The following is a 25,780-nucleotide window of genomic DNA, read 5'->3' on the forward strand; positions in this document are numbered from 1 at the left end:
GGCTCGCTTCGTTCCAAGCGGCGCGGTATTCTGCCGTTCATGTCCCTCGATGCCGTCTCCGCCGCCGAACTGATCGCCTGGTACGCCGAAATGGGCGTCACCGAAGCGCTCGACGAGACGCCGCACGACCATTTCGCAGCTGCGCCAGAGCCGGCGCGACAGCCTGTCGCACGCCTCGTCTCGGCACCGCAGCAGGCTGCGCGCCGCCCCGTGGACGCGGCTGCCGCGACAGCACCCGACGAGGCGGCGCTGTCGGCGCGGGCGCTGGCGCGCGAGGCGACGACCCTGGACGAGCTCAAGACGGCGCTCGCGAGCTTCGAAGGCTGCCCGCTCAAGGCCACCGCCAAGAACCTGGTCTTTTCCGACGGCAATCCAGCCGGGAAGATCATGGTGGTCGGCGAGGCGCCCGGCGCCGACGAAGACCGCACCGGCCTGCCCTTCGTCGGCCGCTCCGGCCAATTGCTCGACCGGATGCTGGCCGCGATCGGGCTCACCCGGCAGGAGCATGTCTATATCGCCAATCTCCTGCCCTGGCGCCCACCCGGCAACCGGACACCGACGCCGCAGGAGGTCGCGATCTGCCTGCCCTTCATCCAGCGCCAGATCGAGCTTGCCGATCCGGACATCCTCATCTGCATCGGCGGGCCATCGGCCCAGGGCCTGCTTGGGGTCTCCGGCATCCTGGCCTCGCGCGGGCGCTGGATGGAATACGACACCGGCAGGCGCATGATCCGGGCGATCGCGACGCTGCACCCGGCCTATCTCTTGCGCCAGCCGCTCCAGAAGCGCCTGGCCTGGCGCGATCTGCGCGCGATCAAGGCCGCTCTCGACGCGCTTTGACGCAGCGGCGCGATGCCACTGCGTCACCACCGACGGCTGCTCTGTCACGTCGGCTTGATTATTCCGAGTGCAAAGTAGACCCTGCAACCAGCAGGGTCATTCGGCCATGACATTCGTGGCCGGCACGCCGGAGCGATGCGATGGAAATCGACGCCTTTCTGCTGTCACGCATCCAGTTCGCCTTCACGGTTTCCTTCCACATCGTCTTCCCGGCCTTCACGATCGGGCTCTCGGCCTATATCGCGACGCTGCTCGGCCTCTGGCTGAAGACCGGTGACCAGAAGTTCCATCTGCTCGCCCGGTTCTGGACCAAGATCTTCGCGGTGTCCTTCGCCATGGGCGTGGTCTCCGGGATCGTGCTGTCCTATCAGTTCGGCACTAATTGGAGCCGATTCTCGGTCGCGGTCGGCAACGTCATCGGGCCGCTGATCGGCTACGAGGTGCTGACCGCGTTCTTCCTCGAGGCCTCCTTCCTTGGCGTGATGCTGTTCGGCTGGAAGCGCGTGCCGCCCTGGCTGCATTTCCTCTCGGCCGTGATAGTCGCCGGCGGCACCGCCCTCTCCGGTTTCTGGATCCTCTCCGCCAACAGCTGGATGCAGTATCCCGCCGGGCACGAGGTCCGCGACGGCATCGCCTATCCGGTCGACTGGCTGAAGATCGTGTTCAACCCGACCTTCCCCTTGCGCTTCGCGCACATGATGACGGCGGCCTATCTCACCACCGCCTTCGTCGTGCTGGCGACCGGCGCGCGCCATCTGCTCGCCGGGCACCGCACCGAATCGGCCAGGACGATGGTCCGCATGGCGATCCTGATGATCGCGCTGACCGCACCCTTGCAGGCCCTGATCGGCGACTTCCACGGCAAGCAGACCGCGATCTACCAGCCGGCCAAGCTCGCCGCGATCGAGGCGCATTGGGATTCGTCCAAGCCCGGCGCGCTCGTGCTCTTCGCCTGGCCCGACGAGAAGGCCGAGCTGAACCGCTTCGAGATCGCGATCCCCGGCGTCGCCAGCCTGCTGACACATGGCAGCATGGACGCGCTGTTCCCGAGTCTGAAGGACTTCAAGGTCGAGGACCGGCCGCCGGTGCTGATCCCGTTCTTCGCCTTCCGCATCATGGTCGGGATCGGCACGCTGATGATCGTCTTCGGCTGGGTCGGCGCCTTTCTGTGGAAGCGCGGCACGGTGTTCGAGGCGCGCCGCTGGCTCTGGCTCGCCCAGTACAGCTGGCCGGCCGGCTTCATCGCCATCCTCTCCGGCTGGTTCGTCACCGAGGTCGGCCGCCAGCCCTGGCTCGCCACCGGCATCCTGCGCTCCAAGGACGCGGTCTCGCCGATCACCACCGCCGAGGTCGCGATCTCGCTGGCGCTGTTCGTCTTCGTCTACTGCGTCGTCTTCGCCGCCGGCATCGCTCTGATCAACCGCCTGATCGACAAGGGGCCGGACGAGATCAGCCATGAGGACCCGCCCGAGCAGCCGTCGAAGCGGCCGCTCAAGGCAGCACAGGCGCCGGCCTCGGCGATCTTCGGCGACGGCCATCCCGGCGACGACAAGATCCAGCCGGCAAGCTGAGGAGAACCTGAGATGGAATGGTATCTCCCCGTGATCTGGGCCGGACTGATCGGCACCGCCGTCATGCTCTATGTCGTGCTCGACGGTTTCGACCTCGGCATCGCCATCCTGTTCCCGACGACCAGGGACGAAAGCGAGCGCGACCAGATGATGAACTCGGTCGCGCCGTTCTGGGACGGCAACGAGACCTGGCTGGTGCTCGGCGGCGGCGGCCTCTGGGTCGCCTTTCCCTATGCCTACGCCATCATCATGCCGGCCTTCTACATCCCGGTGATCCTGATGCTGCTGGCGCTGATCTTCCGCGGCGTCGCCTTCGAGTTCCGCTGGGTGGCGAAGCCCCGTCACAAGGTCTGGGACTTCGCCTTCTGGGCGGGCTCGACGGTAGCCGCCTTCGCGCAAGGGCTGATCCTCGGCGGGCTGCTGCAGGGCGTGAAGGTCGTCGACAAGCAGTTCGCCGGCGGCCCATTCGACTGGCTGACCCCGTTCACGCTGATGTGCGGCGCCGGCGTCGTCATCGGCTACGCCACATTGGGCGCGACCTGGCTGGTCTACAAGACGGAAGGGGCGGTAGCGGAGCGGGCACGCCGGCAGGCCAGGACGCTGCTCCTCGGCCTGCTCGCCTTCGCCGTGCTGGTCTCAGCTTGGACGCCGTATGCCCATCCGCGCATCGCCGAGCGCTGGTTCACGCCGTCGAACCTCGTGCTGCTCTGGCCCTTCCCGGTGCTGACCGCGGTCTGCGGCTATATGGCCTGGAAGCGGCTGCATGGCGCGCATGAGTTCACGCCCTTCGCCTTCACCATCGCCATCTTCCTGCTCTGCTTCCTCGGCCTGGCGATCTCGAACTATCCCTATCTCGTGCCGCCCGACCTGACGATCTGGGACACGGCGGCGGCGCCGGCCTCGCATGTCTTCGTGCTGATCGGCGTAACCTTCCTGCTGCCGATGATCCTGTTTTACACGGCCTTCGTGTACTGGACCTTCCGCGGCAAGGTGAAAGCCGATGCCGGCTACCATTGAGCACCTCCGCCGCAGGGCTTGAGTTCCGCCCCCGGCTCGCCGACATTGGCGTCGCTGCAACAAGGGCCTCGCCATGCGTTGGGAAGATTATCGCCAGTCCGAGAATCTTGAGGACCGGCGCGGCGGTGGCGGCGAATTCGCCGGACTTCCGGGCGGTCGCGGCGGCATCGGCATCGGCACCATGGTCGTGCTCGGCCTGCTCGGCTGGGCGCTCGGCATCGATCCGCGCCTGCTGATCGGCGGCGCCGAGCTGATCGGCGGCATCGGCGGCCGCAGCGCGCCGACGCAGGAACAGCGCAAATCGGCCGGCCCGCCGCAGGACGAGATGGGCCGCTTCGTCTCGGCCGTGCTGGCGCAGAACGAGGACATCTGGAGCAAGGTGCTGCCGCAGCAGGCCAACCGCAAATACGTACCGCCGAAGCTGGTGCTGTTCAGCGGCGTCGACCGCTCCGGCTGCGGCACGGCGCAGGCGGCAATGGGGCCGTTCTACTGCCCCAACGACCAGCGGGTCTATCTCGACCTCTCCTTCTTCCAGGAGATGCAGCGCAAGCTCGGCGGCGGCGGCGACTTCGCCTATGCCTATGTCGTCGGCCACGAAGTCGGCCATCACATCCAGAACCTGCTCGGCATCCTGCCCAAGGTGAACGAGCTGCGTCAGCGCGTCTCGGAGCGCGAATCGAACCAGCTCTCAGTGCGGACCGAATTGCAGGCCGACTGCTTCGCCGGCGTCTGGGCCTACAACATCCAGGCGATGGACCGGATCGAGCCCGGCGACATCGACGAAGCCTTGCGCTCCGCCTCGGCGATCGGCGACGACAAGCTGCAGCAGCAGGGCCGCGGCGTCGTCGTGCCTGATTCCTTCACGCACGGCTCGTCGGCGCAGCGCACGCGCTGGTTCAACACCGGCTTCAAGTCCGGCAACATGCAGAGCTGCGACACCTTCCGGACCAACCAGCTCTGAGTCTCAGAGCGCGGCGCGCTCGCGGCGGACGGTGAGCCGGCGCGGCGCCCGCGCCAGCTTGCCGGAGAGGATCTGCTTCTTCGGGGCCAGCAGCCCTGCCCTGACGCCACGCGAACGCAGCGAGACCGCGCCCCACTCCCGCAGCGCTGCGACGCCGCGCAGCGGCATCAGCGCCGGCCGCGTCGCCGCGGTCAACAGATGCCGCTCGATGCTCGGCGTCCAGGCCGGCTCGGGCAGGTCGCCGGCCTCGAGCAGGATCACCCAGTCGCCACGCGCCTCAGCGACGCCTCTGGACCAGGCCTCACCATTCTTCGCCCTGACATAGCTGGCGCCGGTCTCGTCGGCGAGGCGCGCGATCGCGGCATCGTCGCCGTCGTCGATCACCACGGCATGGCCGATCACGCCCTTCGCCACCGCCGGAATCAGGACGGACAAGGTCGCGGCGAGCGCCTCGGCGTCACGATTGGCCCGGATGACGGCGGTGATCATGGGCGCTCAGCTTATGACGCAGTGCAACATGTCGCAATCCTGTCACTTGCCTTTTGTTCTCTATATGTTCACATTCATTGGTCTGGGAGCCACCGATTCCGCCGGGAGACCAAGCCATGCTGCAGGCCAGGCCCTCAGCCAGGACGCAACCGCTCAAACGCCGCGATGCCGAGCCAGGCTCGCTCTCGGCGCCGGTGCGGCTCGCTCCAGTCGATCCCCTCGCCCATGTCGGCAGCCAGATCGACCCGGAGCGGCGGCGCGGGCGCGGCGCGACGATCAATCCCGGCGGCCGCTACGAGGCCGAGCAGCGCATCAGCGAGGATGACGGCTGGGGCTCGCTCGGCGAATTGCCGGCGTTCAAGACCGAAGTCTCGGTCGAGAAGCCGCGCACGATCATTACACGTAACGACTCCCCGGATATTTCCTTCGACCGCTCGATCAACCCCTATCGCGGCTGCGAGCATGGCTGCGTCTACTGCTTCGCGCGGCCAAGCCATGCCTATCTCGGCCTCTCGCCCGGTCTCGACTTCGAGAGCAAGCTGACAGCCAAACCCGATGCGGCGCTGCTGCTGGAGAAGGAACTGTCCTCACCGAGCTACCAGCCGCGCACCATCGCGATCGGCACCAATACCGACGCCTACCAGCCGATCGAGAAGAAGCTCAGGATCATGCGCGGAATCCTGGAGGTGCTCGCGAAGTTCAATCACCCGGTCGGCATCGTCACCAAATCGGCGCTTGTACAGCGCGACATCGACATCCTCGCGCCGATGGCGGCGAAGGGGCTGGTCAAGGTCGCACTCTCGGTGACGACGCTCGACCCCAAGCTCGCCCGCAATATGGAGCCGCGCGCCGCCGCCCCCGCCAAGCGCATCGAGACGATCCGCAAGCTCTCGGAGGCCGGCATCCCGGTAACGGTGCTGGTCGCGCCGATCGTACCGGCGATCAACGAGCACGAGATCGAGCGCATACTCGACGCGGCGAAAGCGGCGGGAGCGCGCGAGGCCGGCTATGTGCTGCTGCGCCTGCCGCTCGAGGTGAAGGACATCGTCCAGGACTGGCTGGTGACGCATCATCCCGACAAGATGCGCCATGTCGTCTCGCTGATCCGCTCGACCCGCGGCGGCAAGGACTATGACGCCGCCTGGGGCCAGCGCCAGGTCGGCTCCGGCCCCTATGCCTGGATGATCGGCCGGCGCTTCGAGATGGCGGCGGAGCGGCTCGGCTTCAACAGCGCGCGGCTGCGCCTGCGCACCGACCTCTTCGTCAAGCCGGAGAAGGAGAAGGCGCAGCTCAGCCTGTTCTGAGAGGCATCCGCCTCATTCACAACCCTCATCCTGAGGAGGGCTATGAATGCGAAAAGCCCGACACCGGGGTGCACAGCGACTTGTGGATGCGACCAAGCGATCCGCAGACCTTCACGCCGTCATCTGGCATATCCGGGCCATGACCGCCGATTTCAGCCGCGAGCAGGCCGCGATGATTGCCGGGCGCGCCCGCGTCGCCGGCGTGGATGAGGTCGGACGCGGCCCGCTCGCCGGCCCGGTCGTCGCGGCCGCGGTCATCCTCGATCCCGCCGCGATCCCGGACGGGCTCGCCGATTCGAAGGAACTCACCGCCCAGCGCCGCGAGGAGCTCTGCGTGCTGATCCTCGCCAGCGCACTGGCGGTCGGAGTCGGCAGCGCCTCCGCCACCGAGATCGATACGATCAACATCCGGCAGGCGACGCTGCTTTCGATGCGGCGAGCGGTCGGAGCGCTGCCGCTTTCGCCCGATCTCGTCCTGGTCGATGGCAACGACCCACCGGCGCTGGCCTGCGGCTGTGAGGCGATCATCGGCGGCGACGGGCTGATCGCCTCGATCGCCGCGGCCTCGATCGTCGCCAAGGTGATGCGCGACCGGATGATGGCGCGGCTCGGGCTGCTCTATCCGGCCTATGGTTTCGCCGGCCATGCCGGCTACGGGACGGCAAAGCACCGCGCTGCGCTGAAGACGCATGGCCCCTGCCCTGCGCATCGCTATTCCTTCGCTCCGATCAAAGGTGTCTGGTCGCGCTCGCCTGTCTGAGACCGCCGGAGCCGCCATGCCTACCTTGACCATGCATCAGGTCGACGCGTTCACCGAGACGGTGTTCGCCGGCAACCCGGCGGCCGTCCTCATCCTCGACGATTGGCTGCCCGAGCCGACAATGCAGGCCATCGCCAACGAGAACAATCTCGCCGAGACCGCCTTCGCCCGGCCGAATGGCAGTGCTTGGGACCTGCGCTGGTTCACGCCGCTGCACGAGGTCAATTTCTGCGGCCATGCCACGCTCGCGACCGCGCATGTACTCGCCGGCACCCATGGCATCTCCGGCGACATGGAATTCCTGACCCGCGTCGGCCCCATCCGAGTCTCGCGGCAGGACAATGCCTATCGGCTCGACCTGCCGGCCTTCGCCCCGGAGCCGGCCGAGGCGCTGCCTCCGGTCATCGCCGCGCTTTTCCCGGTTCCGCCACGGGCGCTCTTCCGCAATTTCGAGAACGTCTTCGCCGTGCTGGCGGATGAGCAGGCGGTGCGCGCCTTCGTGCCCGATGCCGCTGCGATCGCGACCTTGGCCCCACTTTGCTTCGGTATCACCGCTCGCGGCGAGAGCCATGATTTCGTCTCGCGCTATTTCGCGCCGAGCGCGGGTATCCCGGAGGATCCCGTCACCGGCTCGATCCACGCCACCCTTGTCCCCTACTGGGCCCGCGAACTCGGCAAGGCCCGGCTCGAAGCCTTCCAGGCTTCGGCGCGCGGCGGGCATCTGAGCTGCGAGATGGCCGGCGACCGTGTGCTGATCACCGGAAAGGCCGTGACCTTCATGAAGGCCGAAATCCACCTGCCCGATTGACGCTCAGCAGATCGGCGGAGCGGGCTCTAACCTGCCCCAACGTCAGCTCCAACCCGCTTACCCTTCGTTAATGTCCGTTACGAATTTCCAAACATATTCAATAGGCTAGGCAAAATCTGCAGCCCCAGAATGGGACGCATTTTTTTCAAGCCGGAAACCCGACCTTTACCCTGACCGGCCAGGATCGCGAGCGTTGAAGTTGCGTAACGGTCTTGGCGTCATGAGTACCTCGCGTACCGGGACCGCCAGCGCTCCCGTCCGGATTCAGGTTTCGCGTACCGGACGGCCCGCGCTGGGGGCCCGGATGAAGGCCAAGAGCCTTCTTCCCTCTCAGATCCTCCCTGCCCGCGAGCTTCCGCTCGACCAGGTGATCGTCGGCGATTGCGTCGCCGCGATCGAGGCCCTGCCGCCGGGCAGCGTCGACCTCGTCTTCGCCGATCCGCCCTATAATCTGCAGCTCGGCGGCGATCTGCGCCGGCCCGACGACAGCCTCGTCGACGCCGTCGACGACGACTGGGACAAGTTCGCCTCCTTCGCCGAATACGACGCCTTCACCCGCGCCTGGCTCTCGGCCTGCCGCCGGGCGCTGAAGCCGGACGGCGCGCTCTGGGTGATCGGCTCCTATCACAACATCTTCCGGGTCGGCTCGATCCTGCAGGATCTCGGCTTCTGGATGCTGAACGACATCGTCTGGCGCAAGGCCAACCCGATGCCGAACTTCCGCGGCCGGCGCTTCACCAATGCGCATGAGACGCTGATCTGGGCGGCCCGCGGCGAAGCTTCCAAGTACACCTTCCATTACGAGGCCCTGAAGGGCGGCAATGACGACCTGCAGATGCGCTCGGACTGGTATCTGCCGCTCTGCACCGGCGATGAGCGCCTGAAGGACGACAAGGGCGCCAAGGTCCACCCGACCCAGAAGCCCGAATCGCTGCTCGCCCGCGTGCTGCTCTCGGCCAGCAATCCCGGCGACGTGGTGCTCGATCCCTTCTTCGGCACCGGCACGACCGGCGCCGTCGCCAAGGCGCTCGGCCGCCATTTCATCGGCATCGAGCGCGAGCCGGTTTATGCCAAGGCGGCGCGCGAGCGCATCGCCGCGGTGCAGCCGCTGCCGCCGGAAGCCTTCGCAACCGCGCCCTCGAAGCGCAGCGAGCCACGCGTGCCCTTCCTCAGCCTGATCGAAGCCGGGCTGGTCAAGGCTGGCGAGCGCGTCTTCGACGAGAAGCGCCGCCACAGCGCCACGATCCGCGCCGATGGCACGCTGGTGCTCGGACCTGCTGTCGGCTCGATCCACAAGGTCGGCGCGCTGGCGCAGGGCCTGCCGGCCTGCAATGGCTGGACCTTCTGGCATGTCGAGCGCAACGGGAAAGCGCTGCTGCTCGACGCCCTGCGCGGCGAGATCCGGGCGCAGCTGGCGGCGGCCTAAGGCCGCCCCAGCTCCTCCAGCCCCGCTTCCAGCGCCTTCAGGAAGACGTTCGGGAACGCCTCCTCCTTCAGCCGGTTGAACGGCGTGAAGCGCATGCCTTCGGGCGCAGCCGTCTCCAGCGGCACGCGCCCGGCGAAGACCGTCAGCTCAAGCGGGAAATGGGTGAAGACGTGGCGGACCGGCAGCATCAGCCGGCGCCAGCGCGCCGACACCGGCTGATCGCGCAAGGCATCGGCCAGCTCGTAATCAGACCGCCAGTCGCTGCCGGGCACCTCGACCATGCCCCCGAGCAAGCCATTGGCCGGCCGAGTGCGGACCAGCACGGCGCCGTCCTCGCGCATCGCGACAAAGGCCGCGCCATAGCGGGTCTTGCCGGTCTTCTTCGCCGCCTTGCGCGGAAAGCTCTCCTGCGTGCCTTCGATCCGCGCCCGGCAGGGCTCGCGCCAGGGGCAGAGCCCGCAGGCCGGCGAGCGCGGCGTGCAGATCGTCGCGCCGAGGTCCATTAGCGCCTGCGCGAAATCGCCGGGCCGGCCGTGCGGCAGCAGCGCCAGCACCCGCTCGCGGATCAGCGGCTTGGCGGCAGGCATCTCGTCCTCGGTCGCGAAGAGCCGGGAGACCACCCGCTCGACATTGCCGTCGACTGCGACGGCGGGCCGGTCGAAGGCGATCGCTGCAACGGCACCTGAGGTATACGCGCCGATCCCCGGCAAGGCGCGTAAGGCCTCCTCGGTGTCGGGAAAGCGGCCGCCATGCTGCTCCGCGACAGCCTTGGCGCAGGCGTGGAGATTGCGGGCGCGCGAGTAATAGCCGAGCCCGGCCCAGGCCTGCATCACGCTTTCGGAGGGCGCGGCCGCCAGCGCCTCGACGGTCGGGAACCGCGCCATGAAGCGCTCGAAATAGGGTTTCACCGCCGCGATCGTGGTCTGCTGCAGCATGATCTCGGAGACCCAGACACGGTAGGGGTCGGCCCGCTCGCCAGGCAACGCCCGCCAGGGCAGGACGCGGCGGTGGCGGTCATACCAGGCGAGGAGATCGGCGGCGCGGGGCTGGGGAGCGGAAGCGTCCATGAGATCCGGTTTAGCGCGTGCGGCCGGCGCGGCAAGAGGGCGCGAGCCTAGGCGGGTATCGTGCTGCCGTCCCAGGCAAGGACCCGGCCGGATTGCTGCGGCGTCGCGGACGCCATGACGCCGAGGAGATGGTCAACGCTTTCATCAGGCGTGAAGACGCCGGCGCCTGCTTCCCCGCCGCGAAAGGGCCGCGACAGCTCGGTGCGAACGGTGCCTGGATGCAATCCCAGTATTATGGCCTCCGGCTTCGTACGCGCGACCTCGATCGCCAGCGTTCGCAGGAGCTGGTTCAGCGCTGCCTTCGACGCACGGTAGCCGTACCAGCCGCCGAGTCGGTTATCCTCGATCGACCCGACGCGCGCCGAGAGCGCCGCGAAGATCGACCGGCCGCGTCGGGGCATGAGCGGCACGAAATGCTTCGCGACGAGCGCGGGACCGGTCGTGTTCACCGCAAAAAGCCGCGCTAGCGCTACCGGATCGAGTGCCTTGAAGCTCTTCTCCGGGGCGATATCCCGCTCGTGCAGGATGCCGCTGGCGACGAAGACGAGATCGACCGGCCCATCCGCCGCGATGGCGGCTGCGGCCCGCGCTATCGAAGCCTCGTCTATGATGTCGACCTGATGAGCCCCGACACCGGCGACGGGCGTGCGACCCGTCCGTGACAACGCATGCACGGTATCGTGCCTGCCCTCGGCGACCAGCGCGCGCACGAGCGCATCGCCGATCCCACCCGATGCACCGATGACTACAGCGCTTCCTGTCATTGCTCGGATCTGGGGAGTGTCGAGGGCGAGGACAATGCCCACGGCCTCTTGCCATTCTTGCGATCGCGCGCGCACTGTCACGCCATGCCCGCAAAACCCCTCGCCGAACTGATCGACGACTGCCTCGCGCCCGCGCTCGCCGCGCAGGGCTTCGCGGGGCGCTCGGTGGTCGCCTTCTGGCCGGAGATCGTCGGCGAGCGGCTGGCGCAGCGCACGCGGCCGCTCAAGATCGACTGGCCGCGGCGGCGCGGCGCCCCGGGGGAGGTCTCGGACCCTGCAACGCTGGTGGTACGGGTCGAGGGCGCTTTCGCACTGGAAATGCAGCAGCTCGGCCCGCTGGTGCTGGAGCGGGTCAACAGCCATCTCGGCTGGCGCGCCGTCGGCAAATTGGTGCTGAAGCAGGGGCCGGTCGCGCCGCCTGCCGTGCCGAAACCAGCGCCACCGCCGGACCCGGCCATATTGGCACGGATCGAGGCACAGGTCGCAGGTGTCGAGAGTCCCGAATTGCGCGAGGCGCTGGCGCGGCTCGGGCGCGGCATCGCGCAGCGGCGCCAGGTCGCGGGCGACGACACGGCTTCGTGAGCGGGAAGCAGCGAACCGATCTTGCCACAATCCTGATGGCGACTATGGTCCGCGCAACTACTTCGCCATCAGGGATCGTCTCATGACCAGCCGCCGCCAGGTGTTGATCGGCTCCGCCGCCTTGGCCCTCTCGCCGCTTCTCGCCAGCCAGGGCGCCTCGGCCCAGACCCTTCCCGGCGTCGCCAACCCGCTCGGCGATGTCTGGCTCGGCAATGCCGACGCCAAGGTCTCGATCATCGAATACGCCTCGCTGACCTGCAGCCACTGCGCCACCTTCCACAAGGACACCTGGCCGGCGCTGAAGGCGAAGTACATCGACACCGGCAAGGTGCGCTTCGTGCTGCGCGAGTTCCCGCTCGATCCGCTCGCCACGGCCGGCTTCATGCTGGCGCGCTGCAACGGCAACGACAAATACTACCCGCTGACCGACCTGCTGTTCGCGCAGCAGCGCAACTGGGCCTTCACCGAGAAGCCGGTCGATGCGCTCTCGAACATGGTCAAGCAGGCCGGTTTCACACAGGAATCTTTCGAGGCCTGCCTGAAACGTCAGGACATTTACGACGCTGTCACGCAGGTTAAGGAAGGTGGGGCCAAGGCTGGCGTGGACTCCACCCCGACCTTCTTCATCAACGGGCAGAAGCGCTCCGGTGCACTCAGCCTCGCCGAATTCGACAAGATCCTCGAGCCGCTGCTCGGCAGCTGAGCGGCGCGACAGCCTGATGGCGCGTCGATGCATCTGACGCGCCTCAAGCTCGCCGGCTTCAAGACCTTCGTCGAGCCGACCGAGTTCCAGATCGAGCCGGGGCTGACCGGCGTCGTCGGTCCCAATGGCTGCGGCAAGTCCAATCTCGTCGAAGCCCTGCGCTGGGTGATGGGCGAAAGCTCGTTCAAGAACATGCGCGGCTCGGGCATGGACGACGTCATCTTCGGTGGCTCGTCCGAGCGCCCGGCCCGCAACATGGCCGAGGTCGCCCTCACCCTCGACAACAGCGACCGCAAGGCGCCCGCCGCCTTCAACGAGGCGGAGGTGCTGGAGGTCACGCGCCGGATCGAGCGCGAGGAAGGCTCGACCTACCGGATCAACGGGAAGGAGGTGCGCGCTCGCGACGTGCAGCTCCTCTTCGCAGACGCCGCCACCGGCGCGCGCTCGCCGGCGCTGGTGCGCCAGGGCCAGATCAGCGAGATCATCTCGGCCAAGCCGCAATCGCGCCGGCGCATCCTGGAGGACGCCGCGGGCATCGCCGGCCTGCACAGCCGCCGGCACGAGGCGGAGCTGCGCCTCAAGGGCGCCGAGGACAATCTCAACCGGCTGGAAGACGTGCTCGCCGAGATCGACGGGCAGGTCGAGGCCCTGCAGCGCCAGGCGCGCCAGGCGACGCGCTATCGCAACCTCGCCTCGGACATCCGCAAGGCCGAGGCGGTGCTGGCGCTGATCGCCCATCACGAGGCGCGCACGCAGGAAGCAGTGGCCGAGCGCGCCCTCGAAGCGGCGGTTCGCGAGGTCGCCGACAGGACCGGCGTGCAGGCCGAGGCGGCACGGCTGCAGGCGATCGCGGCACATGCTTTGCCGGAGCTGCGCGAGAGCGAAGCGGCCGCAGCCGCTGCCCTCGTCAGGCTGAAGCGCGGCCTCGACGAGATCGAGGCCGAGAACCGGCGCACCAGGCAGCGCACCGAGGAACTGGCCAAGCGGCTCGCCGAATTGCAGGGCGACCTCGCCCGGCAGGACAGCCTCGGCAAGGATGCGAGCGAGAACCTGTCGCGATTGACAGCCGAGGATGAGAGCCTGCGGCTGGAGGCCGAGGCCGCAGCAGGCGGCAGCCAGGCCGCGGCAACCGAGCTCGCAGAGGCTGAGAAGGCGCTTGCGGCGGCGGAAGCCGAGCATGCCGCGGTGCAGGCAAGGCTATCCGAGCTGGCCGCCCGGCGCGGCGCACTCGAACGGGCGCTGCGCGAGGCCAGGGAGCGCGAGGCTCGCCACGCGGCGGAGCGCGAGCGGCTGCAGCGCGACCAGGCAACGCTTGATGCCGACGGCACCGCCGCCTCGCTCGACGGACTGCGCAGCACGGTCGCGACGGCGGAAGCGGCGATGCAGAGCGCGGATGCCGCCACCGGCACAGCGCGCAGCTCCCTAGCCGCAGCCCGCGACGCGGAATCGCAACTGCGCGGGCCGGTCGCGGAAGCCGACCGCAAGGCGCAGCGCCTCGAAACCGAAGTCCGCACCTTGCAGAAGCTGCTCGCTCCGGCATCGGGTGGGCGCTGGCCGGCGATCCTCGACTCGATCGCTGCCGCCAAGGGCTACGAGACCGCGCTGGGCGCGGCGCTCGGCGACGATCTCGACGCCTCCGCCGATCCGGCCGCACCGGCGCATTGGTCCGAGAGCGGCAGCGGCGAGAGCGACCCTGCCCTTCCGGACGGTGTCGAGCCGCTTGCCAGACATGTACGCGGGCCGGCGGCGCTCGGGCGGCGCCTGCGCCAGATCGGCGTCGTCGCGCGAGGGGATGGCCCGGCTTTGCGGCCAAAGCTGCTGCCGGGCCAGCGGCTGGTCTCCCGCGAGGGCGATATCTGGCGCTGGGACGGCTTTACCAGTGCGGCCGAGGCGCCCTCGCCCGCTGCCCGCCGGCTCGCCGAGAAGAACAGGCTGGGCGATCTCGAACGCGAGGCGCAAGCCGCGCGCGAAGCATCCGAGGCGGCACGTGACAGGCTCGACCAGGCGAGCGAGCGCACAAAAACCGCCGCGCAGGCTGAGACGAAGGCGCTGGAGACGGCCCGCGAGGCTAGGCGCAATCTCGACCAAGCGCGCGAGCGATTGGCCCAGGCCGAGCGCAAGGCCGGCGAGACCGCGGCCCGCCGCTCGGCCCTGACCGAGGCGATCGGCCGGCTCGGCCAGAACATCGCCGATGCGCAGGCGCAGGCCGAGACCGCGAATCGGGATGTCGCCGGTCTCGCGCCGGCGCCCGAGCTGGAGAGTGCCCTGCTCGCCGCCCGGGCCGAACTGGGCGAGCAGCGTGCGGCGGCCTCCGAAGCGCGGGCGCGAGTGCAGACGCAAGGGCGTGAGGCCGAACTGCGCGGCCGCAGGCGCGAGGCGATCGCCCAGGAGCTGCGCGCCTGGCGCGAGCGGTCGGCGGCAAGCGAGCAGAGCGCTGCCGATACGCGCAAGCGAATTGAGACGACAGCGGCCGAGCACAAGGCGCTGCTGGAGGCGCCCGACACTTTCCTGGTCGAGCGTCGCCGGCTCCTGGCCGAGATCGAGGCCGCCGAGGGCGCCCGCCGCACCGCCGCCGACAAGCTCGCTGCCGGCGAAGTCGCCCAGGCGGAGGCCGATCGGCAGGCCCGCGCGGCGCTGGAAGCGCTGTCGGCGACCCGCGAGGCCCGTGCGAGCGCGGAAGCCAGGCTGGAGGCGGCACGCCAGCGCCTCGCCGATGTCGTGCGACAGATCGTCGACGGGCTGGAAACCGAGGTCGCCGGCCTGCATCAGCTCGCCGGGCTGAAGGTTGGGGATACGCCGCCGGATGCCGAGGATGTCGAGCGTCGGCTCGGCGGGCTCAAGGCCGAGCGCGAGCGGCTCGGTGCGGTCAACCTGCGCGCCGATGACGAACTGACAGAGGTGCAGGGCAAGCGCAGCGGCCTCGCGACCGAGCGCGACGACCTGACCGAGGCGATTCGGCGCCTGCGCCAGGCGATCGGCGCGCTCAATCGCGAAGGCCGGGAGCGGCTTCTTGCCGCATTCGAGATCGTGAACGGTCATTTCCAGCATTTGTTCGGGGTGCTGTTCGGCGGCGGCACGGCCGATCTCACGCTGGTCGATTCGGACGACCCGCTCGAAGCCGGGCTCGAGATCATCGCGCGCCCCCCGGGCAAAAAGCCGCAGGTGATGACGCTGCTCTCCGGCGGCGAGCAGGCGCTGACCGCGACCGCCCTGATCTTCGCGGTGTTCCTGACCAACCCCTCGCCGATCTGCGTGCTCGACGAGGTCGACGCACCGCTCGACGACGCCAATGTCGAGCGCTACTGCGACCTCCTGGAGGAGATGGCGCGCAACACCTCGACGCGCTTCATCCTGATCACCCACAACCCGATCACCATGGCGCGCATGGATCGCCTCTTCGGCGTCACCATGGCCGAGCGCGGTGTCAGCCAGATGGTCTCGGTCGACCTGGCGACCGCCGAGCGCATCCGAGAGGCGGTCTGACATTATTGCCGCGGCGCACAAGAATCGTCCCCAGCGCGCCGCGACACTCTAAAATCATTTTATTTTTCAAGGTATTAATCGCAGCCAGCTCGGCTTGACACCATATGACCCCGCCAATATGGTGCGCCCGATTTTTCCGGGCGGTGGGGCTTTTTCACGGCACGGGACGATCGGCACTCCGATGAGCGCCCGCCACGGTGATCCGGTTTCGGATCGACCAATCCAGGCGGCGCAAATCAGCGACAATTCCGGTATTGTCCGGTTCTTCAGCGGGCCGAGCACGGAGGGGTCGTGTCATGACGGCGGTCGAGCGGCGATGACGGGCCAGGACGGAAAAAGTTCGGGCCAGGAGCGGCCTGCGGACAAGGATGCGAGCCTGGAAGGCCGGCTCAAATCCCTCGATGCGGGCCTGAAGCGTGCGACCAACCAGACGGAAGCCGAGATCCGGTGCGAAGCCAAGCCCTCCGATTCCAGCGGAATTGGCCAGGCGATGCGGCTTTCCACGGAATTCGTTGCCGGCATCATCGTCGGCGGCGGGCTCGGCTGGGCCGTCGACAAGTGGCTCGGGACGGCGCCCTTCGGGATGATCGTCCTGCTGATGCTCGGCTTCGGCGCTGGCGTGATGAACGTCGTGCGCGCAGCGGGCTTGATGAAATCGCGCACTGACGATAAGTCGGGCGCGCAGAACTGAGGCTCGGTCCCGAAAGGGGCCGTCTTATGGCAGGAACAAGGGCGAGAGATGGCTGGTCCGATCGAACAATTCGAGATCAAACCGATCGTGTCGCTCGGCAAGATCGGCGGAAGCGAAATCGCTTTCACCAATTCCGCGCTGTTCATGGTCGCCGCCGTCGCCATCATCGTGCTGCTCTTCGTCTATGGCACGCGCAATCGCTCGCTGGTTCCGGGACGGCTGCAATCGCTGGCGGAGATGGGCTACGAGTTCGTAGCCAACACAGTGAAGGACTCGGCCGGCCATGACGGCATGAAGTTCATGCCGCTGGTGTTCTCGCTCTTCATGTTCGTGCTGGTCTGCAACATGCTCGGCATGATCCCGGGCGCGTTCACCGTCACCAGCCATCTGATCGTCACTGCCGCGCTCGCCGCGCTCGTGATCCTCACCGTCATCATCTATGGCATCGCCAAGCACGGCGCCCATTTCTTCGGCCTGTTCGTGCCCAAGGGCGTGCATCCGCTGATGCTGATCATCCTGGTGCCGATCGAGGTGATCTCCTTCGTCTCGCGCCCGATCAGCCTGTCGGTCCGTCTCTTCGCCAACATGCTCGCCGGCCACATCGCGCTGAAGATCTTCGCCGGCTTCGTGGCGACGCTGCTCTTCGCCGGCGGCTGGGCCATCCTCTCGCCGCTGCCGCTCGTGCTGACCATCGCGCTGATCGCGCTGGAGTTCCTGGTCGCCGGCCTGCAGGCCTATGTCTTCGCCGTGCTGACCTGCATCTACCTGCACGACGCCCTGCATCCGGGCCACTGACCGGCCCTGATCCCCAAGTTCACCCCTCGACTGTCACAACTTTCCCCCTAAGGAGCATTTCCATGGATCCCGTCGCAGCCAAGTACATCGGCGCTGGTCTCGCTTGCCTCGGCATGGCCGGCGCGGGCATCGGCCTCGGCAACCTCTTCGGTCAGTTCCTCTCGGGCGCCCTGCGCAACCCGTCGGCGGCCGACGGCCAGCGCGGCACCCTGCTGCTCGGCTTCGCGCTGACCGAAGCGCTCGGCATCTTCTCGCTGCTGATCGCGCTGCTGCTGCTCTTCGCGGTCTGATCGCGAACGCTACCCGAGCCTGCCGTCGGCGAGGTCCTTGAGGACGTCGCGCGGCGGGCTCCCGCCTCCCTTCCCTATCGCCGTGCGAACCATGCGGGCTCGCGCGGCCGGATGAGGTTCAGTGATGGCAGCGCCAGCCACGACCACCGGAACGACCGCCCATGGCGGCGCGGCTCCCGCCCATGGCGGCGGCTTCCCGCCGTTCCAGGGCGAAACCTTCGCCTCGCAGCTGCTCTGGCTCGCGATCACCTTCGGCTTCCTCTACTGGCTCGCCGCCAAGGTCATCGTGCCGCGCCTCGGCACCATCCTCGAGGACCGCGCCAACAAGATCGGCAACGATCTCGATGAGGCGGCCGCGATGAAGGCCAAGGCCGAAGAGGCCGGCCAGGCCTATGAGAAGTCCCTTGCCGAGGCCCGCGCCAAGTCGCAGGCGATCGCGCAGGAGACGCGCGAGAAGGTCAACGCTGACAGCGCCGCGCGGCGCAAGACGGTCGAGGCCGATCTTGCCGCCAAGCTCGCCGAGGCCGAGACCAAGATCGTCGCGACCAAGACCGAGGCGATGAGTCATGTCGAGGCGATCGCCGCCGACGCGGCCGGCGCCATCGTCAGTCATCTGACCGGCACCGCTCCGGCTCCGGCCGACGCCGCCAAGGCGGTCAAGACCGCGCTGGGAGGCTGAGCATCATGTTGGCCAATCCAACCTTCTGGGTTCTCGTCGCAACCGTGATCTTCCTCGCCATGGCGGTGAAGATGGGCGCGCTCAAGGGCCTTACCGGCGCGCTCGACGCGCGCGGCGAGCTCGTAGCCCGGGAACTCGCCGAAGCCCGCCGCCTGCGTCACGAGGCCGAGCTGCTGCTCGCCGAGTACGAGGGCAAGCGCAAAGCCGCCGAGGCCGAGGCCGAAGCGATCGTCGCCAACGCCAAGGATGAGGCCCAGCGCCTCGCCAAGGACGCCGAGGAGAAGCTGGCCGAGTTCGTCACCCGGCGGACCAAGTCGGCCGAGGACAAGATCGCCCAGGCCGAAACGCAGGCGACCGCCGAGGTCCGCGCCGCTGCCGCCGAGGCTGCGACCCGCGCCGCCGAGGTCATCCTGCGCGGCCAGGTCGCCGGCAAGGCCGGCGCCGACCTGATCGCCGCCGGTCTCAAGGACGTCCGCGCCAAGCTCAACTGAGCCGTTCGCGCCCTTAAGCAGAAACAAGAACGCCGCGGTCTTCGGACCGCGGCGTTTTTTCGCTTGTGGCTGGAGCGAGCCGGGAGCCCTGCCCTACTGGATGGCGACCGCCGTTCCTGGAGGAGAGAGCGGCGTCGTCGCGGGCGCCGTCGCGGCCTTCGGAGCAACGGGGCGGACGACAGGCTGAGGCAGCTTCGCGGCGGCCGGGGCGGGCGCCGGCGTAACGGCGAGTTTCGGCTTCGGCCGGCGCGGCTGGATCGTGGAGGTCATGATGCCCTGCGGCGTATCGAGCCCGTAGATGTCGTCGCGGAACTGCACCAGCCCTTCGGCGTCCTGCCAGCCGGTCATGTAGACCCAGGCGACCGGCACGGACTTCTTGAGCGTGATGTTCTTGCGCTCGCCCTTGGCGATCTCGGCCTCGATCGCCGGCTGGGTCCACTCCGTCCCTTCCAACAACCAGGCCGCGAGGTCGCGCACGCCCTCGATGCGGGCGCAGCCGGAGGAGTTGAAACGGACATCATTGCGGAACAGCGACTTCTTCGGCGTGTCGTGCATGTAGACCGCCTCGCCATTCGGCATGTCGATCTTGAGCTGTCCGAGCGAATTGGTCGGGCCCGGCTCCTGCCGCACGTAGAAATAGGGGTTGGTCAGGTTGGCCCAGTTGACGCTGGCCGGATCGATCTCGCGGTTCTCGGCGCCGAGCAGCTTCATGTTGGACTTGGCGATGAAGTCCGGCTCCTTGCGCATCTTCGGGATGATGTCGGCCTTCACGATCGACATCGGCACCGTCCAATATGGATTGAGGTTGACCGAGGTGATGTTGGCCTGGAGCACTGGCGAGGGCCGGTCGGGCCGGCCGACCACGGCGAGATGGCGGCGCTGGACCACACCCTTCTCCACCGCCTCGGCACTGGCGCCGGGGATGTTCACGACGACATAGCGGTCGGTGAAGCTGAAGCCGTTGCCCTTGAGCCGCTCCAGCGTCGCGGTGAGCTGGTTGAGGCGTACTTCGACCGGCACGTTCAGCGCCTTCAAAGTGAGGCGACCGACCGTGCCGAGCTCGGACAGGCCATGACGGCGCTGGAAACGCTTCACCGCGGCGACGACAGCCTCATCGTAGAGATCACCCGGCAGCGCATCGGGCGGCAGGTCGCCGCTGAGCATCAGCCGCTGCTTCAGCAGCGCCACATCCGGCCCTTGCGAATCGGGTTTCAGAGCCGTCGCTGAATTAGGGATCTTCGGCCAGCCGCCGCGGCCGGCGATGTCCTCATGCGTGATCAGGGCCTCGAGCGTGCGGTCATAGGTCTTCGGGCCATAGCCCGGCTCCTCGGCGCGGGAGGCCGACAGCATCGCCGCGAAGGAGATCGCGGCGGTGAGCACATGGCGAAGGCGAACGCGATACATCGGCAAGCTTCCAAGGCGCGAGGATACACGCCGTCGGAAGCTTCCCTCGCATATGGTCAAGGAAGACTTAAGGCAGCCGGCTCAAGTGACGAAGGGGCAGCGGCCGCCTTGCTGCAGCCAAGCTCTGACCTATATGGTCATGATAGTCATTCTATGTGGAGGCCAGCATGACCACGCTACCCAAGGAAACCTGGACCGTGGCCAACGCCAAGGCGCGCTTCTCCGAGCTCATCGACAAGGCGAAATCCGAAGGACCGCAAACGGTGACCCGCAACGGCAAGCCGGCGGCGGTGCTGGTGTCGGTGGAGGAGTGGGAAAAGAAGACGGCGCCGAAGGGCAATTTGTTGGAGTTTCTGCAGAACTCGCCACTGCGCGGGGCTGATCTCGACCTCAGGCGCCTCACCGATCAGCCGCGCGACATCGAGCTGTGAGAATCCTGCTCGACACCAACGTCATTTCCGAGCCGCAGAAGCCGCAACCATCCACGGCGGTCGAGCGCTTCATCCGGGATACACCGGAGGAAAGCCTTTATCTCAGCACCATCACGATCGCCGAGCTGTATCGCGGCGTAGCCTTGATGGCGGAAGGCCGCCGACGCATCCGTCTGAGCGAATGGGTTGCAGTCGAGCTTCCGGAGCGGTTCGGAGACCGGCTTCTGCCGATTTCGACATCGGTCGCTGCACTCTGGGGCGACGTGATGGCGCAATCTCGTCGCAGCGGCCTGAACATGTCCATCATGGACGGATTTCTCGCGGCGACAGCGGCCGCGCACAGCCTCGCCATCGCCACGCGCAACGTCAGGCATTTCACCGGCCTCGGGCTGACGATCATCGATCCTTGGGACGAGGCCTGAGAAAGCGTGATCCGATCGGGTCGATCAACCCGATCGGATTCAATTTGAAACGCTCCCTTACTCCGCCGCTTCCTTCACGGGCGCGGGCTTTTCCCATTTCAGCACCGGCTGGCGCGCGGCCCTCGTCTCGTCGAGGCGGCGTAGCGGGGCGTGATGGGGAGCTGCGGTGAAGCGGCTCTTGTCATTGCGCTTGGCGGCGATGGCGAGGTCGCGCAGCGTCGCGATGAACAGGTCGAGCGAGGCCTTCGATTCGGACTCGGTCGGCTCGATCAGCATGGCGCCGTGGACGACGAGCGGGAAATACACCGTCATCGGGTGATAGCCCTCGTCGATCATCGCCTTGGCGAAGTCGAGCGTGGTGACGCCGGTGCCCTTCAGCCACTCGTCGTCGAACAGCGCCTCGTGCATCGAGGGATGGTCCGGGAAGGGCAGCGACATCAGGTCGGCGAGGCCGGCGCGGATATAGTTGGCGTTGAGCACCGCGTCTTCCGAAGCCTGCTTCATGCCGTCGGCGCCATGGCTGAGCATATAGGCGAGCGCCCGGACATACATGCCCATCTGGCCGTGGAACGCCGTCATGCGGCCGAAGGGGTCGTTCCCCTCCGGCGCATCGGCCTTGTGCTCGACGAGGCGCGACTTGCCGCCATCGACATGGATGAACGGCACCGGCGCGTAGGGCGCCAGCCGCTCCGACAGCACGACCGGACCGGCGCCCGGGCCGCCGCCGCCATGCGGGGTCGAGAAGGTCTTGTGCAGGTTGATGTGCATGGCATCGACGCCGAGATCGCCCGGACGCGCCTTGCCGACGATCGCATTGAAGTTGGCGCCGTCGCAGTAGAAATAGGCGCCCGCCTCGTGCATGGCCGCGGCGATCTCGACGATCTGCGGCTCGAAGATGCCGCAGGTGTTCGGGTTGGTCAGCATGATCGCCGCGACCTCGGGGCCGAGCAGGGCCTTGACGTCCTCGACCGCGACGGTGCCGTCCGGACGGGCCGGAACGGCCTTCACCGAGAAGCCGATCAGCGCTGCGGTCGCCGGGTTGGTGCCGTGAGCGGATTCGGGGACCAGCACGACAGTGCGGGTCGCGCCCTCGCCTTTGGCGGCGATCGCGGCCTTGATCGCCATCATGCCGCAGGCTTCGCCATGGGCGCCGGCCTTGGGCGACAGCGCCACCGCCGGCATGCCGGTCAGCGTCATCAGGTAGCGGGCGAGCTCGAGCATGACGTCGAGCGCGCCGGGCACGGTCGAGACCGGCTGCAGGGGATGCACGTCGGAGAAGCCCGGCAGGCGCGCCACCTTCTCGTTGAGGCGGGCATTGTGCTTCATCGTGCAGGAGCCGAGCGGGAAGAGCCCGGTGTCGATGCCGTAATTCTTCTGGCTGAGGCGCACATAATGGCGCATCGCCTCCGGCTCGGAGAGGCCGGGCAGGCCGATCTCGCCCTGGCGGGCATGCTTGCCGAGGCGGCTCTTGAACGGCGCCGGCTTGTCGATGTCGACGCCGGTCGTCTCATGATGGCCGATCTCGAAGATCAGCGGCTCGATCTGCTGGAGCGCGCGGTTGCCGGTGAAGGTCTCATGGACCTCGGCGGCGGCCTCGCCGGCCTGGGTGGGACGTCCCTGACGGTTCAGCATCACAGCACCTCCGCGAGCGCCGCCACGAAGGCCGCCCGATCCTCATCTGTGTTCACTTCGGTATTGGCGACGATCAGGAGATCGTCGAGGCCGGCACCCGGGAGCAGGCGCGAGACCGGCACCCCGGCCAAGATGCCCTTGGCGGCAAGTGCCTCGGCCACCTCGGCCGCCGGCTTGGCGAGCTTCACGGTGAACTCGTTGAAGAAGCTCTCGTTCAGCACCTCGGCACCCTTCACGCCGGCGAGCGCATCGGCGAGCTTGACCGCATTGGCGTGGTTGACCTCGGCGAGCCGGGTCAGGCCGGCCTGGCCGAGCAACGTCATGTGGATGGTGAAGGCTAGCACGCAGAGGCCGGAGTTGGTGCAGATGTTCGAGGTCGCCTTGTCCCTGCGGATGTGCTGCTCGCGGGTCGAGAGCGTCAGGACGAAGCCGCGGCGGCCATCGGCATCGACGGTCTCGCCGCAGAGCCGGCCCGGCATCTGGCGGATATATTTCGACTTGGCGGCGAAGAGGCCGACATAGGGGCCGCCGAAGTTCAGGGCATTGCCGATCGACTGGCCTTCGCCGACGACGATGTCGGCATCCTGCGCGCCGGGCGGAACGACCGCGCCGAGCGAGACGACCTCGGTGAAGACCGCAATCAGCAGCGCGCCATGGGCGTGCGCCTTCTCGGCGATCGGCTTGAGATCGCGGAGGTTTCCAAAGACGTCGGGCGACTGCACGACGACGCAGGAGACGCTGTCGTCGATCGCAGCGAGGATATCCTCGGTGGCGCGCACATCGGGCTTCAGCGCCACGACCTCGTCATTCGCCATCTCGGAGAGCGTCTCGACGACCTGGGTGTAGTGCGGGTGCAGGCCGCCGGAGAGCACCGCCTTGCGCCGCTTGGTGACGCGATGCGCCATCAGCACCGCCTCGGCCGTGCCGGTCGAGCCGTCATACATCGAGGCGTTGGCGACCTCCATGCCGGTCAGCGCCGCGACCTGGGTCTGGAACTCGAACAGGTATTGCAGCGTGCCCTGGGCGATCTCGGGCTGGTAGGGCGTGTAGCTGGTCAGGAATTCCGAGCGCTGGATCAGATGATCGACCGTCGCGGGAACATGGTGCTTGTAGGCCCCTGCCCCGACGAAGAACGGCACCGAGCCGGCCGCCGTGTTCTTCGCCGACATCCTGCCGAGGATACGCTCGACCTCGAGCTCGCCCTTGGCGCGGGGCAGGTCGAGCGGCTCCTTCAGGAGCTTGCCGTTCGGCACGTCGGAGAAGAGCGCGTCGACGTCGGATACGCCGATGCGCGCGAGCATGTCCTCGCGGTCGGTCTCGGTCAGGGGGAGATAGCGCATGGAGGTTCCGTTCTCTGATACGGTCGGGACCGTTCAAAACTGCGAGGTCGTCCCGGGCGACCGTAGGGAGACCCGGGATCCATGCCGGAACGATTCAGGCATGGATCCCGGATCAGCGCCGCTACGCGGCTTGTCCGGGACGACTCGGTGAGGGTCAGAGCGTCTTGACGTAGTCCTGGTACTCGGCCTCGCTCAGCAGGCCGTCGAGCTCGCCCGTATTGGTGAGCTTGATCTTGACGAACCAGCCCTTGCCGGCCGGGTCCTCGTTAACCGTGCCGGGCGCAGCCTCGAGCTCGCTGTTGACGGCAACGACCTCGCCGGAGACCGGCGCATAGACCTCTGAGGCGGCCTTGACGCTCTCGACGACAGCGGCTTCGCCGCCCTTGGCGAGCGCCTTGCCGACGGTGGGAAGCTCGACGAAGACGACGTCGCCGAGCTGGCCCTGGGCGTAGTCGGTGATCCCGACGGTGCCGGTGTCACCCTCGATGCGGATATATTCGTGGTCCTTGGTGTAACGGGTCTCGGCCATGGTTTCCTCCGACGAAACAGGTGGGTTCAGCGCTTGTAGCGGTTGGGGACGAAAGGCATCGCGGCAATGGTCGCCGGCAGCGGCTTGCCGCGCACGATCAGGTCGAGCTTGGTGCCGGGAGCGGAATGCTCCCGCAAGACATAGCCCATGGCGCAGGGGCCGTTCAGGGTCGGGCCGAAGCCGCCCGAGGTGACCTTGCCGACGATGGTACCGTCGGAGGCCGCGATATCCGCGCCCTCGCGCGCCGGCGCCCGGCCTTCCGGCAGCAGGCCGACGCGGATGCGAGCCGGCTTCTCGGCGAATTCGCGCTGGATGCGGGCGGCGCCCGGGAAACCGCCCTCCTCGCGCCGGCGCTTCTGGATCGACCAGTTGAGCGCCGCCTCGACCGGCGAGGTCGTGGTGTCTATGTCATGGCCGTAGAGGCAAAGACCGGCTTCGAGACGCAGCGAATCGCGGGCGCCGAGGCCGATCGGCTTGACGCGGGCGTCAAGCAACAGCGCATCCCAGATCTCGCCGATGCGGTCGGCGGCGGCGGAGATCTCGTAGCCGTCCTCGCCGGTATAGCCGGAGCGGCTGACATTGGCCTTGACGCCGCCGAGCTTCAGCGTGCGCAAGGTCATGAAGCCCATCTCGGCGGCTTCGGGATTGAGCGCGGCAAGCGCCGCTTCCGCCTGCGGACCCTGCAGGGCGATCAGGCCGCGGTGCTCGGCCTTGACCAGCTTCACATCGGCCGGCAGCCGCGCCTCGATATGGGCGTAGTCTTCGGTCTTGCAGGCGGCGTTGACGACGAGGAGCAGCGCGCCGTCCTCGTCCGGATCGGCCGAGCGCGTCACCATCAGGTCGTCGAGGATGCCGCCCTCTTCGTTGAGCAGCTGCGAATAGCGCTGCTTGCCGGGCGGCAGGTTGACGATGTCGGCCGGGATCAGCGCCTCGAGCGCCCGCGCCGTGGTCTCGTGGTCGGGACCGACGAGGAAGGCCTGGCCCATATGCGAGACGTCGAACAGGCCGGCGCTCTCGCGCGTCCAGTTGTGTTCGGCCATGATGCCGGCCGGGTACTGCACCGGCATGTCGTAGCCGGCGAATGGCACCATGCGCGCGCCGAGCGTGACATGGCGGGCGTGCAGCGGCGTCCTCAGCAGCGGCTCGGTGCTTGCAGTCTCGGCTTCGGCAGCCATGGCATCCCCTCAACAGAATCGAGCGCGAACCCCGGACGGAATCGTCCGGAGCGCGCCCCCTCTGTCTCGGGACCTGAGAGATTTCCCCACTGGGCCGAAGCCTCAGCGGGTTACCCCCGTCGGTGG

At 67.8% G+C, this 25,780-nt stretch carries 26 protein-coding genes; 18 read left to right on the forward strand and 8 right to left on the reverse strand.

Annotated features, from left to right (window positions below):
• The first annotated feature begins 39 nt into the window (after positions 1-39).
• From BMZ69_RS05610 to BMZ69_RS05625, 4 genes are all read left to right on the forward strand, one after another.
• Positions 40-840 carry a uracil-DNA glycosylase gene (locus BMZ69_RS05610; protein WP_092155583.1) on the forward strand — a complete coding sequence of 267 codons (801 nt, stop codon included), beginning with the start codon at positions 40-42 and terminating at the stop codon, positions 838-840.
• A 140-nt stretch (positions 841-980) separates the two neighbouring features.
• Positions 981-2,411, forward strand: a complete 1,431-nt coding sequence (locus BMZ69_RS05615) for a cytochrome ubiquinol oxidase subunit I (protein ID WP_092155584.1) — start codon at positions 981-983, stop codon at positions 2,409-2,411.
• A gap of 12 nt (positions 2,412-2,423) precedes the next feature.
• Positions 2,424-3,428: a cytochrome d ubiquinol oxidase subunit II gene (cydB, locus tag BMZ69_RS05620; protein ID WP_092155585.1), complete on the forward strand. Its 1,005-nt coding sequence runs from the start codon at positions 2,424-2,426 to the stop codon at positions 3,426-3,428.
• Between the two features lie 73 nt (positions 3,429-3,501).
• Positions 3,502-4,389, forward strand: coding sequence for a KPN_02809 family neutral zinc metallopeptidase (locus tag BMZ69_RS05625; RefSeq protein WP_092155586.1), 888 nt, complete (start codon positions 3,502-3,504; stop codon positions 4,387-4,389).
• Positions 4,390-4,392: 3 nt separating this feature from the next.
• Here the strand turns inward: BMZ69_RS05625 and BMZ69_RS05630 are convergent, their stop codons facing one another.
• A complete protein-coding gene (locus tag BMZ69_RS05630) occupies positions 4,393-4,878 on the reverse strand; it encodes a glycosyltransferase family 2 protein (protein ID WP_092155587.1) in 486 nt (161 codons plus the stop codon).
• A 116-nt stretch (positions 4,879-4,994) separates the two neighbouring features.
• Here BMZ69_RS05630 and BMZ69_RS05635 point away from each other — a divergent pair, with 116 nt between their 5' ends.
• From BMZ69_RS05635 to BMZ69_RS05650, 4 genes are all read left to right on the forward strand, one after another.
• A complete protein-coding gene (locus BMZ69_RS05635) occupies positions 4,995-6,182 on the forward strand; it encodes a PA0069 family radical SAM protein (RefSeq protein ID WP_092155588.1) in 1,188 nt (395 codons plus the stop codon).
• Positions 6,183-6,321: 139 nt separating this feature from the next.
• The gene (locus BMZ69_RS05640; protein WP_139218975.1) at positions 6,322-6,942 is read left to right on the forward strand and encodes a ribonuclease HII; all 621 of its coding nucleotides are present in this window, start codon (positions 6,322-6,324) and stop codon (positions 6,940-6,942) included.
• A 16-nt stretch (positions 6,943-6,958) separates the two neighbouring features.
• Positions 6,959-7,750, forward strand: a complete 792-nt coding sequence (locus BMZ69_RS05645) for a PhzF family phenazine biosynthesis protein (protein ID WP_092155590.1) — start codon at positions 6,959-6,961, stop codon at positions 7,748-7,750.
• 220 nt (positions 7,751-7,970) lie between these two features.
• A complete protein-coding gene (locus tag BMZ69_RS05650) occupies positions 7,971-9,176 on the forward strand; it encodes a site-specific DNA-methyltransferase (RefSeq protein ID WP_092155591.1) in 1,206 nt (401 codons plus the stop codon).
• On the opposite strand, the gene mutY is transcribed toward BMZ69_RS05650, so the two are convergent.
• Both mutY and BMZ69_RS05660 read right to left on the reverse strand, forming a co-directional pair.
• Positions 9,173-10,243, reverse strand: a complete 1,071-nt coding sequence (mutY, locus tag BMZ69_RS05655) for an A/G-specific adenine glycosylase (protein WP_092155592.1) — start codon at positions 10,241-10,243, stop codon at positions 9,173-9,175. The genes BMZ69_RS05650 and mutY overlap by 4 nt on opposite strands.
• A 47-nt stretch (positions 10,244-10,290) precedes the next feature.
• A complete protein-coding gene (locus BMZ69_RS05660) occupies positions 10,291-11,049 on the reverse strand; it encodes an SDR family NAD(P)-dependent oxidoreductase (RefSeq protein WP_244543227.1) in 759 nt (252 codons plus the stop codon).
• Positions 11,050-11,091: 42 nt separating this feature from the next.
• Between BMZ69_RS05660 and BMZ69_RS05665 the strand changes: the two genes are divergently transcribed.
• The 8 genes from BMZ69_RS05665 (at position 11,092) to BMZ69_RS05700 (ending at position 18,721) form a co-directional block, all read left to right on the forward strand.
• Positions 11,092-11,589 carry a DUF721 domain-containing protein gene (locus tag BMZ69_RS05665; RefSeq protein ID WP_092155594.1) on the forward strand — a complete coding sequence of 166 codons (498 nt, stop codon included), beginning with the start codon at positions 11,092-11,094 and terminating at the stop codon, positions 11,587-11,589.
• 82 nt (positions 11,590-11,671) lie between these two features.
• Positions 11,672-12,292, forward strand: coding sequence for a DsbA family protein (locus tag BMZ69_RS05670; RefSeq protein ID WP_092155595.1), 621 nt, complete (start codon positions 11,672-11,674; stop codon positions 12,290-12,292).
• A gap of 27 nt (positions 12,293-12,319) precedes the next feature.
• A complete protein-coding gene (locus tag BMZ69_RS05675) occupies positions 12,320-15,775 on the forward strand; it encodes a chromosome segregation SMC family protein (RefSeq protein WP_092155596.1) in 3,456 nt (1,151 codons plus the stop codon).
• 181 nt (positions 15,776-15,956) lie between these two features.
• Entirely contained in the window at positions 15,957-16,466 is a 510-nt protein-coding gene (locus tag BMZ69_RS05680) for an AtpZ/AtpI family protein (RefSeq protein ID WP_244543228.1), read from the forward strand.
• Positions 16,467-16,514: 48 nt separating this feature from the next.
• A complete protein-coding gene (locus tag BMZ69_RS05685; RefSeq protein WP_092155598.1) occupies positions 16,515-17,261 on the forward strand; it encodes a F0F1 ATP synthase subunit A in 747 nt (248 codons plus the stop codon).
• A 62-nt stretch (positions 17,262-17,323) separates the two neighbouring features.
• Positions 17,324-17,551: a F0F1 ATP synthase subunit C gene (locus tag BMZ69_RS05690; RefSeq protein ID WP_091831801.1), complete on the forward strand. Its 228-nt coding sequence runs from the start codon at positions 17,324-17,326 to the stop codon at positions 17,549-17,551.
• Positions 17,552-17,675: 124 nt separating this feature from the next.
• Positions 17,676-18,230 carry a F0F1 ATP synthase subunit B gene (locus BMZ69_RS05695; RefSeq protein ID WP_092155599.1) on the forward strand — a complete coding sequence of 185 codons (555 nt, stop codon included), beginning with the start codon at positions 17,676-17,678 and terminating at the stop codon, positions 18,228-18,230.
• Between the two features lie 5 nt (positions 18,231-18,235).
• Complete coding sequence (locus BMZ69_RS05700) at positions 18,236-18,721, forward strand: F0F1 ATP synthase subunit B family protein (RefSeq protein WP_092155600.1); 486 nt, start codon at positions 18,236-18,238, stop codon at positions 18,719-18,721.
• A 93-nt stretch (positions 18,722-18,814) separates the two neighbouring features.
• Here BMZ69_RS05700 and BMZ69_RS05705 read toward each other — a convergent pair whose 3' ends face one another.
• Positions 18,815-20,125 (reverse strand): L,D-transpeptidase family protein, encoded by a 1,311-nt coding sequence (locus tag BMZ69_RS05705; protein ID WP_092155601.1) that lies wholly within the window; start codon positions 20,123-20,125, stop codon positions 18,815-18,817.
• A 167-nt stretch (positions 20,126-20,292) separates the two neighbouring features.
• On the opposite strand from BMZ69_RS05705, the gene BMZ69_RS05710 reads away from it, so the two are divergent.
• The gene (locus tag BMZ69_RS05710; protein ID WP_092155602.1) at positions 20,293-20,556 is read left to right on the forward strand and encodes a type II toxin-antitoxin system Phd/YefM family antitoxin; all 264 of its coding nucleotides are present in this window, start codon (positions 20,293-20,295) and stop codon (positions 20,554-20,556) included.
• Entirely contained in the window at positions 20,553-20,978 is a 426-nt protein-coding gene (locus BMZ69_RS05715; protein ID WP_092155603.1) for a type II toxin-antitoxin system VapC family toxin, read from the forward strand. The genes BMZ69_RS05710 and BMZ69_RS05715 overlap by 4 nt, the downstream gene beginning before the upstream one ends.
• A gap of 57 nt (positions 20,979-21,035) precedes the next feature.
• Here BMZ69_RS05715 and gcvPB read toward each other — a convergent pair whose 3' ends face one another.
• From gcvPB to gcvT, 4 genes are all read right to left on the reverse strand, one after another.
• On the reverse strand, positions 21,036-22,610 hold the full coding sequence (gcvPB, locus tag BMZ69_RS05720; RefSeq protein WP_092155604.1) for an aminomethyl-transferring glycine dehydrogenase subunit GcvPB: 1,575 nt from the start codon (positions 22,608-22,610) through the stop codon (positions 21,036-21,038).
• Positions 22,610-23,950 carry an aminomethyl-transferring glycine dehydrogenase subunit GcvPA gene (gene gcvPA, locus BMZ69_RS05725; RefSeq protein WP_092155605.1) on the reverse strand — a complete coding sequence of 447 codons (1,341 nt, stop codon included), beginning with the start codon at positions 23,948-23,950 and terminating at the stop codon, positions 22,610-22,612. Before gcvPA ends, gcvPB begins: the two co-directional genes overlap by 1 nt.
• Before the next feature lie 154 nt (positions 23,951-24,104).
• A complete protein-coding gene (gcvH, locus tag BMZ69_RS05730) occupies positions 24,105-24,479 on the reverse strand; it encodes a glycine cleavage system protein GcvH (RefSeq protein WP_092155606.1) in 375 nt (124 codons plus the stop codon).
• A 26-nt stretch (positions 24,480-24,505) separates the two neighbouring features.
• On the reverse strand, positions 24,506-25,654 hold the full coding sequence (gcvT, locus tag BMZ69_RS05735; RefSeq protein WP_092155607.1) for a glycine cleavage system aminomethyltransferase GcvT: 1,149 nt from the start codon (positions 25,652-25,654) through the stop codon (positions 24,506-24,508).
• Between the last annotated feature and the right edge of the window lie 126 nt (positions 25,655-25,780).

This window comes from Allobosea sp. CRIB-10 (assembly GCF_900112185.1).
Classification (GTDB): domain Bacteria; phylum Pseudomonadota; class Alphaproteobacteria; order Rhizobiales; family Beijerinckiaceae; genus Allobosea.